Source organism: Methylophaga sp. UBA2012 (genome assembly GCF_002335235.1).
Lineage (GTDB): Bacteria > Pseudomonadota > Gammaproteobacteria > Nitrosococcales > Methylophagaceae > Methylophaga > Methylophaga thalassica.
The window spans coordinates 94,814-114,479 of record NZ_DDCG01000019.1 but is presented as its reverse complement, the minus strand read 5'-3'; the positions used below and the strand labels follow the sequence as shown (position 1 = coordinate 114,479).

Sequence of the window (19,666 nt, the reverse complement as noted above, 5' to 3'; positions counted from 1 at the left end):
TTCTAACCTTAGCTCATTGATTCTATTGAACGAACGGTATTTTGAATGCCAGTTGTGATATCTATTATAGGTTTCCATCCACAGGATCGATAAATTTTATCTGTATCTAGTATCATTTCTGGAATATCAAAACTTCTTTTTGCTTTAAATTCAATGTCAATATTTTGTCCAGTAATATCTTGCACAGCTTCGATTATTTGAAGCAATGAGTGGCCTTTACCGGAGCCAACGTTGTATATGCCAGACAAATTTTTATTAAGAATCATCAATGTAGCGGCAACAACATCTGAAATGTAAATGTAATCTCTAACAACTGAGCCATCTCCCCAAAGAGTTAACGTTGTCTTTTTAAGGGCACTATGAATACATGTACCAATAAATCCCTGAATTCCATTATGCATTTGACCAATACCATATGGATTCGAAGGCCTCAAAATAGTACATTGAAAACCATATAGTTCCTGATACATAAGTAAATACTTCTCAATTGCCAGTTTTACAATTCCATAACTGCAAACTGGGTTACTGGTGTGACTTTCTGGGATAGGAATTACTTCTGGATGACCATATACCGTTCCCCCGGAAGAAAAGTAAATGATACGCTTAACATCAGATTGTCTCATGGCGTCAAGCAATCTTAGAGTATTGATAAGGTTTCCATTAACATCGCTTATTGGGTCTTTATTAGAAGTACTTGGCACGGAAGTACTGATCATATGAATAACTATATCAACCCCGATTAATGCTTCATTGAGAGCCATAGAGTCTGAAAAGTCAGAAGAATAAAACTCAACCGAACCATGGAAATTATTTTTGTGTGATCTATCGAAGATCCGAACATCATGGCCACCTTGAGTGAGGGCATGAACGATGTGACTACCGATAAACCCCGAACCGCCTAGTACTAAAATAATCAAGTTAGACTCACAGATATATCCAGAATTTGCTCTGCACGGCGAGCAGCCACATTTTCCCACAAAAAGTAATCAGCTTTCTCCCGTGCGCCTATAGCAAGCCTATACCTTAATTTATTATCATCGTAAAGCGCTCGGAGATATTCAACCCACGAGTCTTTGTGATGAGGATCGACAATAAACCCTTCTACGTTATTAGTTACAACTCCATCTCCAGCCATGGGAGACACTAGACAAGGTAAGCCGGCTCCGATTGCAAGATAGGTGACGAGAGGACTACCCTCCTCTAAACTTGGCATCACAAATAAATCAGCAGTAACATAGTGCTCATAAAGATCGCTTGTATAAGGGATGAACTCAATCTTTGGATCATTTAGGTATGGCTCAATGATTTTTTCCATATGCGGAGCAATACGACCTATAATTTTTAGCTTTCCATTTATGTTCGCGGAACGCCAATAATCAAGTAGTAAATGAACACCTTTTCTTGCAATAATACTCCCAACAAATAATGCTGTGAAATCAGAGTGCGCTTTATTTTTTATTCGCTCAAGTGGTACTAATGCATTTGAGCCTAGTCCATATGAAGATTCAAGTATCCTCTCTTCAGGAACTTCAGCTTCAATCAGTGAAGCAGTGACCTGTGGACTAGGGCTAAAAACAAAATCAGCTAAATTCAATACTTTGGATTCATATGCAATATCATCATCCGTGAAATTATAGACTTTGGTACCAAGCCTTTTAGATTCAGCCTCCAGTATGCGTTTGGAAATAAGTTGATGACAATTGATATTCTCGATGATAATAAGTTTATTCTGTGCTTTTAACTCTTTAACTGTAGCTAGGTTACTGCCAGGCCAGAGGTGAATCATTTCATACTTTTTTGATAGTTTTATAAATTTACTTTCAGTTGAGTTTATGATATATGAATAAGGTTGTAGCTTGGTTCTTAAAGAATAAATTAGTTTTGAGGGTATTCCTTGATATGCATGAGTACTCGAAGATGACATGTCATTCCTAATACTAATGATGTCCGACCTAAGTCCATCTTGGTTCATTCCTAGGGCTAACGAATGTGCTGCATAGCCAATTCCTCTATTCCTAATATGTAATGGAAGATAACTTAAAATATGTTGGTTTTTTGTTTTCATTATTTCATATTTATTGACATCATGAATCATGAATCATGAATCATGAATCATGAATAAGGTTTTAGAACGATCAGAACAAGATTTTTCCATGTTTGAAGGCGCATGGGAGCTATAGAAAACAGTCTTAATGCTGATTTGATAGCCATTCTTTTGTTACGTTTATCATGCCAATACCAAGATTCTCCTGTAAGGAGGTTGTATATGTGATTACTTGAGTTTTCGAACTTTTTATCGTCATAACTGAGGTGAATTGCTTCACCAGATTCGACAATATCCTTTTGTCCTGCAAGGCGCTGAAGGTGACACTCCTTTGCAAGCTCTTCAAAAAATTTCTTATGTGATACAGATTGAGTGTGTGTGATAGATAGTTTATGCAAACGATAGTGATAAAAATTCTGTGACATGAAATATATACTACCTTTTTCAGATAATCGCAATTGAAGATCGATATCTTCAGCAGTAATAAAAAAAAGCCGACAACCGTTAATTTCTTTGAGTACTGAGGTTCTACAAAGAAAGGTTCCAAAATGTGTTATCACATTTGCACACGAAAACTCATCGTTAATAGTTCTCGAAGGCGTTTCTTTATGATATTGAATTATATGACGCCCCTTCAAATCTATTGATGTAAAAGAACCGCAAACAGCAATACACTCTGTTTTTTTATTCAAGCAAGCGACTTGTATTTCTAATCTATCTGAAGGAAAAATATCGTCAGAATCACAACGACATAAGTATTCACCATTCGCGTTATTCAAACCAAGGTTAAATGCGGCCGAAATGCCTTTTGATTCACCATCAATGACTTTAATTCTCTTGTCATCATACCTATTGATGATGTTCCGAGTGTCGTCATCAGACCCATCATCAATAATAATTAATTCAAAATGCTGGTATGTTTGATTAAGAACTGAGTCAATACTAAATCGAATAAACTCAGCAGTATTCTTAGCAGGCATGATAACAGATACAAGTGCATTCATTAATTATTACATCTTTAGATTGTAAAGGCTCCGGAATAATAACTTCCAAGCTTCAATTTTCCATGGTAACAATTTCAAAGCTCTTCTAGAATATTTCAAAGCCGCTGTCCTATTATTATTCTTGAATGCCCACCAACCATATCTTGTGGCAAAGATATATTGAGACTTTTTCGTATTATCAGGACGCCAATGAGTTTTAAGGGAAAAAGAGTTACTGACGCCTCGTCGGTTAGAAGCTTCAGCAATGACCTGTGATGCTCTGTGAAGCTGTTTTTGACTATTCTGAGCACTCACAGATTCACAGTTCGTTCTATATTTAACTAAGGGAAGAGGAATATTTGCTAACTGACCAAATTCACCCAACCTGATCCACAAATCCAAATCTTCTACTAGGTAAAATTTTTGTTGATATCCTCCAGTATTCAAAAAAACGCTTTTACGAAACATCGCTGTTGGATGACATATTACAGTGTGCCCTTGCATCAGAAGTTTTTGAATTTCAGAATCTTCAGTAGGTGCATCCAAAATCGTCAAAGAATCTCCGTCCTCATCAATAACTTCATAAAAAGAACCACAACAGACAACTTGGGGATTGGCATCCATAAACGCTACTTGATTTCCAAGCCTTTCTAAGAAGGATATATCGTCAGCATCCATCCTAGCAATGAGCTCCCCTCTCGCTAGATGAACACCTTCATTTAGACTTGCAACAAGACCTTTATTTTCACGTGAAATTGTAACAATTCTTGAGTCACTTGCATGATATTTATTTATTATCTCTTGTGTATTATCATTCGAACCGTCATTTATGATAATGAACTCAAAGTTTTTATATTCTTGATTAAGTATGCTTTGTATTGCTTTATCAATATATTCTTCGCCGTCATATACAGCCATTACAACAGAAACCAACGGAGCCGCAACATAATCTGATTGTGTCATGAAAACCTTTACCCTGTCGTTAACTGGCCTAAATTTCGCTTACAAACCTGTTTTTTCAACGAAGAATTATCAAAATTATATCCTAGCAACTGTATATCTCTCTCGTAGACCTCAGCAACAATATTAATTGTCTCTGCATCATAATAGCTTTTATAGTCATCATGATTTGATTGATTTTTCTTATCAATTTCTACAGCGATGTTTAAATTATGAGAGATTTCTGTAAAGTCATCATCTAGGGTCTCTAAAAAAGCAATAAAATCAGGCTTGACAGCATTGTGCACGTCAAAAATGAACTCTGTCTGTGGAATGAAATGATAATATTTCATCACATTTTCTGGGGTAACCCACTCTTTAACAAACGTCTTAAAGTCCGTGTATTGGCTAATATTCTCTTTTGACCATAGCTTGTCGGTATCATTCATTCCCCCTTTTGATAAGAAATGATATGAAGAAACCAATCTATCCCATGGATTACGTACCACAGTAAATTTATAATAATTTAGGAATTCTCTCGGCGAAAAAATGCGGGTGTAATCTTCTATTTTGAGATGTCCGCCAGCAAGATTGCCGTATAACTTTGTGGTGATGGAAACTCCAGCACACTTAGGTATGTGGATAAAAATACTTTTTGTGTCATCAAATGGTTTATAAGAGTATGTGTCCGTTGTTTCTATTTGTCTCTGCGCTTGAAAGAATTCGTATCTGGAGCGTTTTTTAGATCTGTATTTGAACCACCTTAGCCATAAAAAAAAGCTAACGGGCAGTGAATTAACTAAGCGATTTTTTATATTCATCATCCACAATTTTTTATTTTTAGAAAATCCACTCTACAACGAGAGTAATTAACGAACAACAAATTTCTTTGAACTGCTAGTATAAACGAAAAGACAACAACTACTAAAATTATGAACTCAACGTCAAAACCATCACTCAAATCGTCAGTTGTAAACAGCTCGCTGTGGACGCTCGGTGGCTACGCTACAGCTCAAGTATTGAGGCTTGTAAGTAACGTCATTATGGCTAAACTTTTGTTTCCTGAGGCATTCGGACTAATGACTCTTGTGATGGTATTTATGCAAGGAATCAGCATGTTCTCTGACATAGGTATCACACCTAGCATTATTCAGAACAAGCGTGGAGATGACCCAAACTTCCTTAATACTGCATGGACAATGCAGGTGATTAGAGGGTTAGTATTATGGTTAATAACTCTTCTTGGTGCGTATCCGTACTCTATCGTTTACGATGAGCCTCTACTCCTTTGGATGTTACCGGTTGCAGGACTTGCAGCTATTATTTCAGGCTTCAACTCAACCTCCTTGGCCACAGCAAATAGGGATTTAAAATTAAAAAAAGTAACTCTTACAGAGCTAATTTCACAGATTACGTCATTGACCGTCATGATATGTTGGGTTTACATATATCCTACGGTCTGGGCCCTTGTTTTCGGAAACTTAGTTAACTCTCTTGTTAAATTGACATTGAGTCAATATTGGATTGCTGATACTAAAAACAAGTTTCATTGGGAGAGAAAAGCGGCTTCGAGCCTAATCAGATTCGGTAGATGGATATTTCTAACTACTGCTTTGACTTTTTTTGCGGCTCAAATAGATAGAATCATACTTGGATATCTAATAGGCACTGCAAGTTTAGGAATATATTCTATTGCTGCGATGTTTAAAGAGACAGCCTTCAAAGCAACACAAATGCTAGGAAGCAAAGTGTTATTTCCTTCATATTCAAAGCTTGTCCGAGCAAATGACCCGCAAAGATTTCTTAAAGCATTAAAAAAATCGAGACTTTTAATGATATCTGCAACTTGGGTAGCCACCGTGCTATTACTAATATTTGGTAGCAGAATTATAGAAACTCTATATGATGATAGATATAAGGATGCAGTATGGATGATACAATTACTCCCATTAGGCACTCTCGTTGGGATATTATCTTCTACTTACCATAATGCGTACCTTGCCAAGGGAAAATCATCTTACATTTCCATTTTATTGTTTTACCAAATAGTTGTACAAACCACCTTAATCACCATTGGTTACTATATATATGGGATACAAGGTGTAATTATTGCCTTATCAAGTATTGGTTGGTTTTTATACCCAGCTAATCTGATTGCGTCAATTAAGCTTAAGTTGTGGCAGCCAGTTATTGACATACCTGTAATAATCCTAGCAACAATTTTTACCGTATTGTATGTACAAAATACAAGCATTCTAAGTTGAGTCGCTAATCAATCTTGGCGAATTAATTTGATAGACATCAACCCCAATATTGATGGCATTAGGTGAGCTAAATTTATTTTAATGACTCGTAAATCTTCAGTGCGGCCTGGGCCCTAGCACTCCAAGAGTGTTTTGATAATGCCCTTTCTCTTGCAGATTTAGAGAGCACTCTAATTCTTGTCTTGTCTTCGGATAAAGATTCCATACTTTTTATATAGTTATTTAAAAAAGTATCTTTATCAGATAGTGGTATTTTAATACCTATCGTTTCATCTACTAACTCGCTCGGCCCACCATAATCAGGCACAATACAAGGCAGCCCCGAAGCGAGCGCTTCTATAATTACATTACCTCCAACTTCTCTTATTGTTGGAAACGCGAAGATGTCAGCATTATTCATATACTCTGCCACCTCTGACTGACTTTTCCAACCAACCATATGTATCGTATTCTGAAGATGATTATTTGCAATGAGTCCCGCTAGATATTCTCTCTCAGGGCCATCTCCAACTATTATCAGTTCACTATTGCTTCGCAATAATTGACTGCGAATGAAGGCGTTGATCAGCACATGAGCCCCTTTGTATGGAACTAGTCTGCCAACAAATAAGAATGTCGTTTTTTCATGATTATTAGATACATCATGCTTATTAGGTACATACAAGGATGTATCTACACCTAATTCATTGTACCTTTTGATTTTATAACGCTCTTCCTTCGGGATATCAGTATCCGCATGCCTGAATGCTGAGAGTATAACCCGGGATGACTGAAAGCTCTTTTTGTAATAAGGAAAATATTTATAGATGTTTCTAACATGAGAGATAATTTCACGCTCTTTTTTTATTTCTTCAGTGTACTGCTTTGGCCATGGAAGAGCACCATTGAGTGGCCCCAAAATAAATGGTGTATTTATTCTTGTAGGAATATAGCTTGGTAATGTCGGAGAGACAGGTGATATCCTGTGTATTACATCAAATTCTCCACTTTCTATCCTAGGTTTTAATTTTTCGTAAGTTTTTTTTTCGAATAGAATATATGGGGGGTATTTCAATGCCATATTCGTCATCAATCCACCAACCCCAATTTTTATCAGTAGTTTGCTCAGTTTATGTAGTGGTTTTGCTAGAACTTCAGTATCAATATAAACAATCTCTTCAAATGCTTTGTTAGTTAGTGATTCAATATTTTCTTTATTCCTAATATGAGTAACTAAGACGACAGATGTTAGTTTTGCAATGTCATTAGCAAGAGCAAAAGAAAAGCCCGGTAATGATGGCCAATCTGGATTACATTGCTCTGCCAAGATCAAGACTTTCATTTTTTTAGTTATTCCTTTGAAACAAGAGGTTCTTTAACACTTAATGCACTATTCTTGTAGTAGTTGATAATTTCATCAACATCAAAATAGCTTTCCGGATTATTCTGAAGTTTTTCTAAAACTGATTGAATATATTGCTGATAGCTTCCAAAGCCCTTAGTTGCAACATAGATGTCAAGGAAGTTTGTATTATCAAGTTTTGCTATGTAAGTGTTGTTGTCTCCTGAAATATTTTCTGCAGAATCGAGCACCGATTTGTCTTGAGCAATTCCAAGGTTTATAAAACTGTTATTTCTGACATCTATATCGCGTATGTGTCCTTTCACTTGCAAGCCATATACATTGCTGAGACTTGCAGCAGTATCAGATACAACATTTCCACACACTGTACCTGATTGCCAATCATTAACTTCTATGTTGAATGCAAGTCCTCTGTTTGTTGGCTCGGTCCTGCCTATGTTAGTCAGAACATTATTAATTAACTGAATGTTATCCCAGCGGTAACCGTTATTAAAATCTCTATTTCCACCGATAGAAAAACCAACTTCTCCCTCTGTAATTACATTTTTGTCCAGTAATATGTTGTACGAGTTTACTGTATCAATACTTTTAGCAGCATCAGAATTTGAAGCAAACTTCATACCAATACTGGATGATCGTGAAGATAAGTTTTTCTGTATTATTAAATTAGTGCTGTTATGAATATATACATTGTGATTAAAGAAAGTCGCATAACCATAGTCTTTTGTGTTTAGAGCGACACTAGAGGGCCTCTGCTGATACCAACCATTGTGATCAAAGATATTCTCTTCAATTAAACCAAAGTTCACTTGACTCAAAAACAGACCTTGAGCATGCTTTGTAGTGCTAAATGAATTAATAATTTCGTTTCTTCTAATCACAACATTCTGAAATACTCCCGTGGACATTGCACCAAATCCGATATTAGAACCGAAGTAATTAAAGCGATTATTTTCAATGTGAATTCCTTGCACCAGAGCACCAGCTGTTGTAGAGATTGCAACAGATGAATCCAGAGCCCCCCCCCAACCGACAAACCGATTAGATTTAGGATCACGTCCGCTAGCATAGAAATCAAGTCCGAAGATGGTAATGAAACTTCTATTCTTGATACCTCGCATTGCATCAAAAGTGAACGAGTCAATTACAGGTCTTTTTAAGTGAGTATCCCCATAAGCACCGAAAACTAGATGTGCTGATTGTGACTTACCAGATCTTAACCAGATAGTGTTTTGAAGCTTAAAGACATCTCCTTTTTTCAATAAAATCCAATCAGGTTTATCATTACGTATTTGTTTGTAGGCTTCTTCAAATGTTTTGTATGGCTGAATATTTTTGGGATTAAACGGATCATCTAATTCTGCGCTGAGATAGGTTTTTGCAGTACTATCATTACCTTCTGTGGAACTGACATAAACAATCCTAGTCTCTGTATCAGGCGTTATAACTGACCAACCATTGCTATCCTGTGGATATGTTTGTATGGCTGATCTCCATGGAGCATTTGCTTCACAGTCAACTAAACCAAGATTCTGCCCAATATCATTTACGGTATCGACAATGTTACCTGTAGCTGAATCATCAGACGTCGATTGCTGACCCTCAGAATTATTAGTGAGGTTGTCAGCGACCACTAACCTTGTATTACTGGTTTTACTTCTGGAACTGGTGTTAGTAGTTACATCAGTTAACAGGCTTTGATTTGATGTTTGTGCAGTCTCGTTCGAAGTACTAGAACTTCTTCCACCACTTGTGCTCCCTCTAGAACTAGTTGAACCACTACTTGAAGATCTGGCTGAAGATGCGGAAGAGTCTCTTGATGTTGTATTTGTTGATGAAATACCAGGTAATCTTATCGGAGCCGTTTCTTCAGTTCTGGCTAGAGTCACATCATCATTATTATTAGTGACAAAATCAGTTGTTCCAGGTGTTTGGACAAGCTGGTTATCGTTTACAGATGAAGGAACCCAAGTTAAAGAATCACCTCGACATTGTCTTTCTGACATCCCACTCGCTTTCATGACTTCTTTGTTAAAGTCAGATAGCTTATTCTCTTCCCACGCCTCGTAATTTGTCCATTGTCGACCTGCTTTGATTAATATAAGGTCACCCTTACTTGAGTTAGCTAAAGACTTCGCTTTTTCTATACTTTGGAAGGCCGCTACGCCGTCAGCTTCATAAGGATTTCGAACATTATCGAGCGAATAAGTCTTAGCAAGCTGGTCACTTCCGTTATTGGGATTAACAAAAATGATCTTTGATGATTTACTGAAATTATTATTTGTAACAATACAATCAGCAAAGACATGAGTCATTGTTAGGAACATGCCGATTACTAAGAATAGTTTATATTTCATTGACATAACATGTACCTCTTTATAGTGTGAATCATTTGCCACTTTAACTCTATATATAACTTAATACTAGCTTCATATATGACGGGCTTCTCATTTATAAAACATTAATTATGCCGATGAATGTCTTATTTACTTAGGCAGATGAATGTCTTATTTACTTAGTTAGAAATTAAACTAAATGAATGTTGTATAACTCCAGAAGCCAGCTTCTAACGCGCTTAACATCAGGGTTTTGGCTTTCTTTCATTTTAATAATCGTAGATGATCGTTTGTCTTTGATCATGTCAATCACCGTATTGACGTTCACCTCTTTAGAGTCGTCAGCAAATGCATAGACCAAAGCGAAATCACATAAGTTATTAATACGTCTTGGAACACCTTCGCTATAACAAAAAATAGCAGCACAGGCTTCATTGGTAAAAATCTTGTGGTCAGCGCCTGCAACTTCCATCCGATGTTCAATATATTTTTGTGTTTCAGGATAACTTAAAGCTCTCAAATGATACTCAACACCTATTCTCTGTGCGAACTGTTCAAGTTCAGGTAAGTTTAATTTATCACTGAGCTCAGGCTGGCCCGTTAATACCAGTTGCATAAAAATATCAGCATCGATATTAACATTTGAAAGTAGTCTTAGTTCTTCTAACGCTTTAACCGATAAGTTTTGTGCTTCATCAACGATCAGAACGATCTTTTTACCTTTAGCGTGTTGTTCAATAACAAAGTCGACATAGTCACGATAACGCCCGGCATTATCAGTAGCAGATGAAGGGATCTCCAAAGCATCAAGCACCCATTCCATTAATTGTCCGAAAGACTCACTGGTATTATTGATCAGCCCAATGAGATATTCGTCATCCAATTTGTTTAACAAGGAGCGAACTAAGGTTGTTTTCCCTGCACCAATTTCACCGGTGACCACAGTAAAGCCAGCCTGACTCATCAAGCCATATTCCAACATGGTCAGGGCTTTTTTATGTACAGGGCTAAGATATAAAAACTTAGGATCGGGTACCAGGTTAAATGGCTTGAAGTTCAGACCAAAATGTTCTGTATACATGAATCAATAATTCTGATGGGTTGGATGTGTTTCTGCCTTATTAAGAACAGTACCGACAAGGTGCGTGCCCTCTAAAAGCTGCAGTGACTTTTTAATGTTCTCTTCATTGTTTTTACCGTCTTCCAGTACTAACAATGTACAGTCAAAATAGTTTGAGGACATTAATACATCATCCGTTTGTAATAGAGGGGGTACATCAAAAATAATCAAACGTGAATTGTATTGCGACTTAATATCTTTCACTAACGAGGCCATTTTCGGACTGGATAATAGCTCAGCAGAGTCTTCAGCTCTTCCTTTTCCCGGTAAGATAACAAGCCTTTCCACGCCCGGGTTTACTAAAACATGGTGAAGATACAAATCTTCTTCTAGATATTCTTTTAAACCCGCTTCCACATTTAAGCCAAAATAGCTGGCAATGGATGGATTTCTTAAATCCATATCTACCAGCAAGACTGTCTGGTTTAACTCCATGGCAATCGCAACAGCAAGGTTGGCTGAAACTAGCGATTTCCCCTCTCCAGCAGTGGGTGAAGTTATCGCAATCGTCTGCCAATCATTCTGACGCATTTTCTGAAGAACCTGAGTACGCAGCATCCTGAAGACTGCGGATTGTGGGTTATTGTAATGTCCCGCTATGACTCTATTATTTTCTAAAACACTTTGAGGCGTTTTAACGACTTTTGTTTGCGTATATTCAATATTCTGTAGAGGTGGCGCTAGCGGGTCTTCGGGAAAAGATGTCTCTTCCTGTGTCTCGGTTTGAATAACTGTGTTGTCTGGTTCGACCTCGATCCCCGCATGCTTCTGCTTGGCTTTATCTAAGGCTTTTTGAATTCTATCCATTCTTATTTCCTACTCAGAAGTATAACGTCACGATTACAGCAAGCTGACTTTACGCATCAACCGATACCAGAGCACTTCGAGATTAATGACATAAAAATGTATTGCAATAATTGAAATTATCCCAAGGATAATAGCCACTATAATCCAGCGGTTTCTTAATGTTTTTCTACGAGCGAGCTCTCTAGTTGTTGTAATCATAGGAATTACAACAAGTGGCGATTTACCTACTATGCGGGCCACCTGTGTATAGCCTCTGACACCACCAAAAAACATCTCAATCAAAAAGGCTAGACCCAGCCCTGCCCCCACTGATGCGCCTAATCCTAGTATTAGTAATTTGGGTCTGTTGGGCTTTTCTGCCTTTGATGGAACCGCAGGAGGCTCGATCAAGGTAAAGCTTTCACCTTTATTTTCAGACTCAAGGTTTTGAGCCAGCTCAGCCTGTAATTGCTTAGAGCGTAACTCACGATATTTTGCGACCGTGTTCTCATGATCACGTGTCAGCTCATCATAAGCACGTTGTACCTGATATGTTTCTGAAACACGACGCTCAAATTCAGCCAGTTTAGTTTTAATTTCTTCTTGCCTGGTACGTAGTCTCGACACCTCATTCTCAGTGGAATCAATTTTTGATTTAAGCTGGACATAGGATGGGTTCAAACGATCATTAGATGGTTTCGTTTCAGTCGGCTGACTATCTGCTTTTTTAAGGCGATCCTCAAGACTGGCAATTTTATTTTTTTGTGCTTTTATATCAGGATGACTATCAGCATATTTTTCACTAAGGGTATTCAACTCCGTTTTAGCCTGTTCTAATTCAGCCTGAATCACTTGAGCATCATTGCCCGTCACACCTAATTCTTTTTCTAACGCATCAATTTGTCGCTTTACTCTTACTACATCAGGATGAGTAGGCTCATACTTTGATAATAAGGTGCTATATTCAATTCTTAATTGTTCTAATCTTACTTCAGAACTACTTGGTTCATTCGAAGTGCTTGCTGTGACACCTAAAGGCAAATACATTGGGACACTTGAAAGTTGCAAACTCAGTGTCGTTATTTGATCTTTTAATAGTAATATTTCGTTTTGATTGGAAGTTTGTTCATCTCCTAATCTTTGGATCATTGAAAGATTGTACTGTAATAACTCTGGTAAACTGCCACTATAGCGGTCTTTAAATTCTGCAATTTGTTTTTCCAGTTCACGCACCTTTGCCTGAAACTTATCTCCTTCTTCTTTCAGGAAGTCTTTCGTTTCTGCGGCACGATCAGTTCGAGCTTTGACGTTTTCATTCAAAAACTCAGTAACCAGTTCATTTGCGACCTGTTGTGCTTTTTGAGGCGATTTATCCATGAACGACACGGTAAAAGCGATACTGGCTCTTTTAGCACGACCACTTACAGGGTCGGTAACATTCGCCTGGACTAAATCCACACTGACATTGGACTTAAACAACTCAACGATAGAAGAAGTAGCTGCCGTTTTTTGACGTTCAGCCACGTAAAGATTATATTTTTTGACCATATCCATTACTCTGGAAGTCGTCATCAATCGTTGTTTGATGACTTCGATACGCTGGTCAGCATAACTTGTGACGGTTGAACGAACTAAATCATTTGGAATTTCTTGTGATTCAATCAGGATAGTTCCCTGAGATTTATAGGTGGCCGGGAGTGAAAATACCACTATAAATGTCGCTATGGCTAACAACATAGCAGGAATAATAACCCAAACCTTCCTGCGCCAGAGAAGATTAAGATAATCCCCTAAGCCTTTTACTTCTTCTTCCATTTATTATTGCTCTTTGCTGTAGATTTAGCGAGAAAAACGAATTCCGTCCCAATTGTAGTCAAAATTTATAAAAAACGCGTTACTGTCGACATTTTTTCCATCTTTTTCATCAACATTCCGATATTTATATGAAAAGTTTATTCCCCAATCTTCTGCTAATTTCCAATTTAAACTGGGAGAGAAAAATATATACTTAACTTCTCTGTCATTAAGATCATCTGCGCTGGTATAAAGTTTATAACTGGTAGATAAACTACCTGTTAATTTCTCAGTGAACTTCCTTCGATAACTAAAAGTATATGAATCTTGTTGATTTACATCACCTGAACTCGAAGGTAGTAAAGAGCGACTTGCTGAGACAGTATAACTATTCAGCTCGTCCTCTCGTGTTGTACTTATAGAATAGTTCAAGCCAGTACTCTGGTCAGAAGTTTTTAAACCACTTATAGGATTATTTTCGCTATCCAAATATCGAGCACCAACTAGACCATTGACAGACCAAAGTTCAGACAATTGGTATTCACTTGTCAGTCCTAGCGAGTAGGAATCGTATTCATTATCGAGCCTGTCAGATTCTGCTTGATAATTAACATAACTTAATGACACCCCAGCATTAAGTCGTTCTGTATACTGATGTTGCAATGCTAAGTTTAAACTAAGAGTTTCATTATCAGTGAGATTCGAACTGGTACCTAAAATTGAATCTGCTCTAGTAGATGAACCTGATTGGTTTCGTTTTTGATAAGAAGCACTGGTGCTAATCGTATCTAACTCTGTCAATCTGTAGCTATATGATGGCGATATACTTTTGGTAACTGTGGTTGATGTATTACTAAAATCAGCCGTATCTTCTTCAGCAATATCACGTGACTCACGTTCGGCATAATCTAACGTCAGACCATAAGTACTTCTTTCAGTTGCGTAAGACGTATTAAAACCAAAAAAAGGATTCTCTTTATCTAATTCTTTTAGCTCTTTGTATCTGCTAATTCTATATCCTAAACGCACTTCTGATGTTGAGTTTTCTAATGATCGCGTTAAAGTTAAAGTAGGATCAATATTTAAACTGAAATCGTCTAACTTATCTTCACGAAGTAGCTCGTTATCATCATATTTAAACTTTGGGTCAGCCTTTGCATTAAATACCCATTCTGCTGCTGATGCTGTATTTATCAGCAGGCAAGGCAATAATAGCGGAATATATTTTCTCATGGACATGTGTCTCGGCTATTTTGCTTAAGGTACGATAATAACGTCGCCACTTTCCAATGTAATGTTGGTATTTAATGCTTTGCCTTTTTTTATCTCTGCATACTTGACGGGTAAGACTTGTTGCTTAGCCCCATCTCTGCGAAGCACGATAATGTTGTTTTCTTCTGCATAAGGCGATAAGCCACCGGCTAAACTTAGCGCTTGCATGGCATCTAACGGTTGATTCATTACAAATGAGCCAGGGTTGAGTACTTTCCCTAAAATATGAACTCTATTACCTTCAACATTTGTGACAGAGACCGTAACAACCGGATCTGCCAGGTATTCGCTGAGTTTTTTAGTTAATTCTTCTTCAACCTCCGCCACCGTTTTGTCTTTAGCTACAACTTCTCCAGCTAAAGGAAAGGTAATAACGCCATCAGGCAGGACCGTTACTTGTTTTTGCAAAGACTCTTCATTCCATACTGAAATGTCTAAAACGTCACCTGAGTTTAATAAATAGCGTTCTGCAGCAAATACAGATGAAGAAAATAGAGAAACAATTGTAACCAAAAGTACAAGGAAGCGCTTAAGCATGAGGGAAAATCCTTATCTATAAATAACATTCAAAATTGATATTAACACTCTATTTTTCAAAAAAAAAGGGAGCTTTTGCTCCCTTTCAATTTGTGACAGTTAAGTTACTGTTAACTTAAATCTTAATTCTTATGCAGCAACTGCTGATTTTCTTCTAAGCCCCAAGAAACCTAATAAGGCAGGAGCAAACAAGAATAATGCTGCTGGTACTGGTACAGCAGATACTGATACGTCATATTTCAAAATGTTAGATGCAGCATCAATGATATCAATACCGTAGTAAACACCAGCTGTTAAAAATGCTGTAAAGCTGAAATCACCTGTAATAGCGAAAGTTTGTGCACCAGGTAAATAATAACCACTAGGGCCAGAAATTTGACCAAACTTTATGGTCGCACCGGATAATGCAGTGAATGGGTTAAATGACCATTCCACTTTAATTCCAGTGTCGGTATCAGAGATAAGATCAAACTCTGAATACCAGTTACCAACTTCACCCACAGTACCACCAGCAAGAACAGTACTGTTGTTATTGACATCAACTGACTGTGTTGCGCCACTTGATCCGATACCAGTAAGAGTCAATGTTGCAGCATTAACACCAACAGAGAACATGAGAGCTACTAAAAATAGCATCGCTTTTTTCATAATAAACTTCCTTATGCATAAGTTGAAAAAACAAGCAATGCAACCCAGCCATCTTTAAAAAAGATCTGTGGCTTTCCGACCCCGCCTCACGACGAGTTTGGCTTTTGTTAAATTACCATATCCATAAGATATGATAATCACCTATCTGACTTTTTCAGATGAGTGAATCATATGGAGCATTGTCCACCCATGTCTATTGTACCTTGGTACAATTTTGCTATTGGAGTTTAAGATCAATGCTCTAAAGGATATAAAAAAGGGAGCCAAAGCTCCCTTTTTTATTTTCTGTGTAGCTTTAAATTAGGCTGCAACAGCTGTTTTTCTACGCATACCCAAAAAGCCTAATAAAGCAGGGGCAAACAAGAATAGAGCAGCAGGTACAGGTACTGCAGATACAGATACGTCATATTTAACTACACCTGATGTAGCATCGATAATGCTCAGGATATAGCTAGTACCTGCAGTCAACATAGCTGTGAAGCTGAAGTCTTCAGTAATTGCATATGACACAGTGTCACCCAATGTACCAAAAACTAATGTTGCACCAGTAATTGCAGGATTAAATGACCATGCGATTACAACAGGTGTATCAGTATCAGTTGTGAGTGAAAATGCTGAACTCCAGGTACTTTTCTTAGAGACAGTACCACCAGCTAAAACAACTGAACTACCAGATAAATCAACACTTTGACTTGCGTTAGTTGAACCAGCTTCAGTCAGAGATAACGTCGCGGCGTTAACGCTTACTGAAAACAATAAAGCTACGATAAATAGCATCGCTTTTTTCATAATAATTTCCTTATGCATAAGAATTCGAAAAAACAAGCAATGCAACCCAGCCATCTTTAAATGTAGATTTAAAGATCTGTGGCTTTCCGACCCCGCCTCACAGCGAGTTTGGCTTTAATTACACAACATCAAACACGCCGACATTGTGTAAGACCAGTATGATCTTGCTACAAAGCCATCACCGTTGATGTCTATTGTTCTGATTGCTATTAAGATATTTACGATAACTAGTATTATCTGGTGTATATGCTTTACACCGATACCTTAACAGTAAGGATATGATACTGTGTCTCAGGGTAAGTAACAAGTATATTTAGTAAGTAACATTACTAATTAGAACTAAAAAACAATTAATAGGCATTTTTACCGACAAACCCTTTAAACAGGGTTAAAAAAATAATCTCAAGATCAAGTAATAACGACCAGTTCTGGATATATTTCAAATCATAATGCACCCGTCCCTGCATTTTATCCAGCGTATCTGTCTCTCCTCTAAAACCATTTATCTGTGCTAGCCCGGTAATGCCTGGTTTAACTTTATGTCTCAGCATATATCCCTGAATCTGCGCACGATATTGCTCATTATGTGCTACAGCATGTGGCCTTGGACCAACGATAGACATCGACCCACCGAGAGAATTAAAAAATTGTGGAAGTTCGTCAAGAGACGTTCGACGCAGGAAACCACCAAAAGGCGTAATTCGGCTATCATTTTTTTGAGCTTGTGTGACTTTTTCACCATCTTCCGTGACTGTCATTGTACGGAATTTCCATACTTTAATTTTTTCACCATCCACACCATAACGGGTCTGTTTGAAAAATACAGGACCTTTAGATGTAAACTTCACCCCAGCGGCAATAATCAACATGGGTATAGCAATAATCATCAGAATAATTGAACTGAGGATAATATCCTCTAATCGTTTCAATATGCTATCGATACCAGCAAAGGGCGTTTCATACACTGAAATAGCCGTAATGCCCTGATAATCAACCCAACGTGAATTAAGAAGATTGAACGTGAACAAGTCTGGTACTAAGTATACTGAGGCGGTGCTGTCTGCCAATAGCTCGGTTATATGCCGTATTCTATGCTCTGCTGACATAGCAAGAGTGATATACACCGTATCCACTTTGCCTGCTTTGCAGTCCTCAATCAGCTGATTGAAATCGCCCACGTTTTTGTTAGTGACGACTAAGTTAGGTTCCGTTTCGACACGTTTTTGTGATCGGTCATCGTAATAACCTACCAGCCTGAATCCTGACCAGTCCATTTCATTAAATGCACGTTCCAGACGTTTTCCTAAAGTTGTTTCACCAACGATAGCAACGTTTCTGGTGTTGACTCCACGAGCCCGGAGGATTGCCAATGATGTTCTCACAATGGCATGCCAGGAAATTAATTCAATTGGCGTCAATAAAAACCATAAAAAAACAAAGCTATCGAGATAACTACCAGAGTGAATGAAAAAGATATCAATCATCACCAGAATGAAAACACTGGTAAACCATGAAAACATAACTGCCGAAACTTCTTCTCGCAATGCTGTGCCTCGCCATGAACGATAGGCATCTTGAGATTCGGCAAAAAAATTAAACAATAAAATAGCGAATAAGAGACTCCATATATAAAGGACATCCCATCCCGCCTTAAAAATATCAAATAAGGCTAAAAAGGTAAGCAGGATAATGCCACTATCAATCAGGCGTGATATCGCATTAATTTTTGCATCGTATTGTCTAATCCTGCCTTGAGCCATTTGTTCCTTTTTGCCTTATTAGTATTTATTGGTATTGAGTGACATCTATAGTTTAAGTATAAATGATGCAGGATTAATTCGCTTCGCTCTTGTAATAGCTTTCAAGAACAGAGATTAATCTAGGCAACTCATCTTCTTTCATGAAGTTAATACCTGCAGCTGCTTTTCTACCTCCACCAGTATCAAATTGGCCTGCAATATAATCAGCTCCTTCTTGACGTATTTTGGGTGCTCTTATGCTCACCACGTAAGCAGATGATTCAGGTATTTCAGTGAGAATTAAATGTGCCCGTGAAGGATACTGATTGCTTAAATAATTACTATATGTACCACTAATGCGCCTTGCCCATTTATCATCAGGTAATGCGATGACTCCCACTGTCTCATTTTCATAGCTGAGCTTTTGTTGTTTGGCCCGTGCCAAATCAGAGTTGTAGCCTAAGTCCAGAGTCTCAATTATTTCAGTATTATCATCAATAAAGTCTAGCGGGGAGCGGTAGTTAACACAACATCTATACAACTCATCAGGCGCGAAAAATAAATCATCAATACTGGCACCATAACCATTGTAATTAATATGCTGCCCCAGGGTTTTGAGCTTGATTATGTTACTTTCATCAAGGTGGATTTTTTTAGCATAATCTTCAGCAACACTGGCAAGATTGTCACCAAAAGCCGCTGTTATTGCCCATAATTCATAGGCATTATTTAGATACTCATTGATTATCAACGCAGTGCATTTATTGGGATGCATATCAATCAGTGCTTGTAATCGAGGATGACTGATTTGATCTCCTGGGTTGTGATGATCGGCATAAAACACATCGACATCATTCAATAGCAGATTTAGCAGTGCGTCATGATTTTTCTGCATTGAGATATCTAATACTGTGACTTGAGAGGCTTTTTCTGCATCGACCCTACTCAGTAATTTTATATCTCGTTTAACACCAGTAATTAGTTCAGAGCGAATGGGATTAGCTAATCGCAATTGAACTAACGCACAAATACCATCAGCATCACCGTTAAAAACATCAAAGTTTGTCATTAGC

17 protein-coding genes and 2 riboswitches are annotated in these 19,666 nt (G+C 37.6%); of the genes, 1 reads left to right on the top strand and 16 read right to left on the bottom strand.

Annotated elements, in window-relative coordinates:
- Positions 1 to 8: 8 nt before the first annotated feature.
- From B2248_RS13705 to B2248_RS13685, 5 genes are read right to left on the bottom strand one after another with little or no spacing between them, the layout of a single operon-like run.
- Positions 9 to 917: an NAD-dependent epimerase/dehydratase family protein gene (locus tag B2248_RS13705; RefSeq protein WP_273179947.1), complete on the bottom strand. Its 909-nt coding sequence runs from the start codon at positions 915 to 917 to the stop codon at positions 9 to 11.
- Positions 914 to 2,095: a glycosyltransferase family 4 protein gene (locus B2248_RS13700; protein WP_273179945.1), complete on the bottom strand. Its 1,182-nt coding sequence runs from the start codon at positions 2,093 to 2,095 to the stop codon at positions 914 to 916. Before B2248_RS13700 ends, B2248_RS13705 begins: the two co-directional genes overlap by 4 nt.
- A gap of 17 nt (positions 2,096 to 2,112) precedes the next feature.
- Positions 2,113 to 3,048 (bottom strand): glycosyltransferase, encoded by a 936-nt coding sequence (locus tag B2248_RS13695; protein WP_273179942.1) that lies wholly within the window; start codon positions 3,046 to 3,048, stop codon positions 2,113 to 2,115.
- 6 nt (positions 3,049 to 3,054) lie between these two features.
- A complete protein-coding gene (locus tag B2248_RS13690; protein WP_273179939.1) occupies positions 3,055 to 3,990 on the bottom strand; it encodes a glycosyltransferase in 936 nt (311 codons plus the stop codon).
- 8 nt (positions 3,991 to 3,998) lie between these two features.
- On the bottom strand, positions 3,999 to 4,787 hold the full coding sequence (locus tag B2248_RS13685) for a sulfotransferase family 2 domain-containing protein (protein WP_273179936.1): 789 nt from the start codon (positions 4,785 to 4,787) through the stop codon (positions 3,999 to 4,001).
- Positions 4,788 to 4,898: 111 nt separating this feature from the next.
- Here B2248_RS13685 and B2248_RS13680 point away from each other — a divergent pair, with 111 nt between their 5' ends.
- Positions 4,899 to 6,230: an oligosaccharide flippase family protein gene (locus B2248_RS13680; protein ID WP_273179933.1), complete on the top strand. Its 1,332-nt coding sequence runs from the start codon at positions 4,899 to 4,901 to the stop codon at positions 6,228 to 6,230.
- Between the two features lie 73 nt (positions 6,231 to 6,303).
- On the opposite strand, the gene B2248_RS13675 is transcribed toward B2248_RS13680, so the two are convergent.
- From B2248_RS13675 to B2248_RS13625, 11 genes are all read right to left on the bottom strand, one after another.
- Positions 6,304 to 7,551, bottom strand: coding sequence for a glycosyltransferase family 4 protein (locus B2248_RS13675; protein ID WP_273179931.1), 1,248 nt, complete (start codon positions 7,549 to 7,551; stop codon positions 6,304 to 6,306).
- Positions 7,552 to 7,559: 8 nt separating this feature from the next.
- The gene (locus B2248_RS13670; RefSeq protein WP_286723261.1) at positions 7,560 to 9,935 is read right to left on the bottom strand and encodes a hypothetical protein; all 2,376 of its coding nucleotides are present in this window, start codon (positions 9,933 to 9,935) and stop codon (positions 7,560 to 7,562) included.
- A 163-nt stretch (positions 9,936 to 10,098) separates the two neighbouring features.
- Complete coding sequence (locus B2248_RS13665; protein ID WP_007146586.1) at positions 10,099 to 10,989, bottom strand: ExeA family protein; 891 nt, start codon at positions 10,987 to 10,989, stop codon at positions 10,099 to 10,101.
- 3 nt (positions 10,990 to 10,992) lie between these two features.
- A complete protein-coding gene (locus B2248_RS13660) occupies positions 10,993 to 11,835 on the bottom strand; it encodes a CpsD/CapB family tyrosine-protein kinase (RefSeq protein ID WP_273179927.1) in 843 nt (280 codons plus the stop codon).
- A gap of 33 nt (positions 11,836 to 11,868) precedes the next feature.
- A complete protein-coding gene (locus B2248_RS13655) occupies positions 11,869 to 13,629 on the bottom strand; it encodes a Wzz/FepE/Etk N-terminal domain-containing protein (RefSeq protein WP_273179925.1) in 1,761 nt (586 codons plus the stop codon).
- A 24-nt stretch (positions 13,630 to 13,653) separates the two neighbouring features.
- Complete coding sequence (locus B2248_RS13650; RefSeq protein WP_273179924.1) at positions 13,654 to 14,841, bottom strand: hypothetical protein; 1,188 nt, start codon at positions 14,839 to 14,841, stop codon at positions 13,654 to 13,656.
- Between the two features lie 24 nt (positions 14,842 to 14,865).
- On the bottom strand, positions 14,866 to 15,417 hold the full coding sequence (locus tag B2248_RS13645; RefSeq protein ID WP_273179922.1) for a polysaccharide biosynthesis/export family protein: 552 nt from the start codon (positions 15,415 to 15,417) through the stop codon (positions 14,866 to 14,868).
- A gap of 129 nt (positions 15,418 to 15,546) precedes the next feature.
- Positions 15,547 to 16,065 (bottom strand): hypothetical protein, encoded by a 519-nt coding sequence (locus B2248_RS13640; RefSeq protein ID WP_273179919.1) that lies wholly within the window; start codon positions 16,063 to 16,065, stop codon positions 15,547 to 15,549.
- Between the two features lie 35 nt (positions 16,066 to 16,100).
- A riboswitch (cyclic di-GMP riboswitch) is annotated at positions 16,101 to 16,177 on the bottom strand.
- Positions 16,178 to 16,365: 188 nt separating this feature from the next.
- Positions 16,366 to 16,854, bottom strand: a complete 489-nt coding sequence (locus B2248_RS13635; RefSeq protein WP_273179916.1) for a hypothetical protein — start codon at positions 16,852 to 16,854, stop codon at positions 16,366 to 16,368.
- A 37-nt stretch (positions 16,855 to 16,891) separates the two neighbouring features.
- Positions 16,892 to 16,977, bottom strand: a riboswitch (cyclic di-GMP riboswitch).
- Positions 16,978 to 17,204: 227 nt separating this feature from the next.
- Positions 17,205 to 18,614: an undecaprenyl-phosphate glucose phosphotransferase gene (locus tag B2248_RS13630; protein WP_007146593.1), complete on the bottom strand. Its 1,410-nt coding sequence runs from the start codon at positions 18,612 to 18,614 to the stop codon at positions 17,205 to 17,207.
- 73 nt (positions 18,615 to 18,687) lie between these two features.
- Positions 18,688 to 19,662, bottom strand: coding sequence for a DHH family phosphoesterase (locus tag B2248_RS13625; protein WP_273179912.1), 975 nt, complete (start codon positions 19,660 to 19,662; stop codon positions 18,688 to 18,690).
- Positions 19,663 to 19,666: the final 4 nt, after the last annotated feature.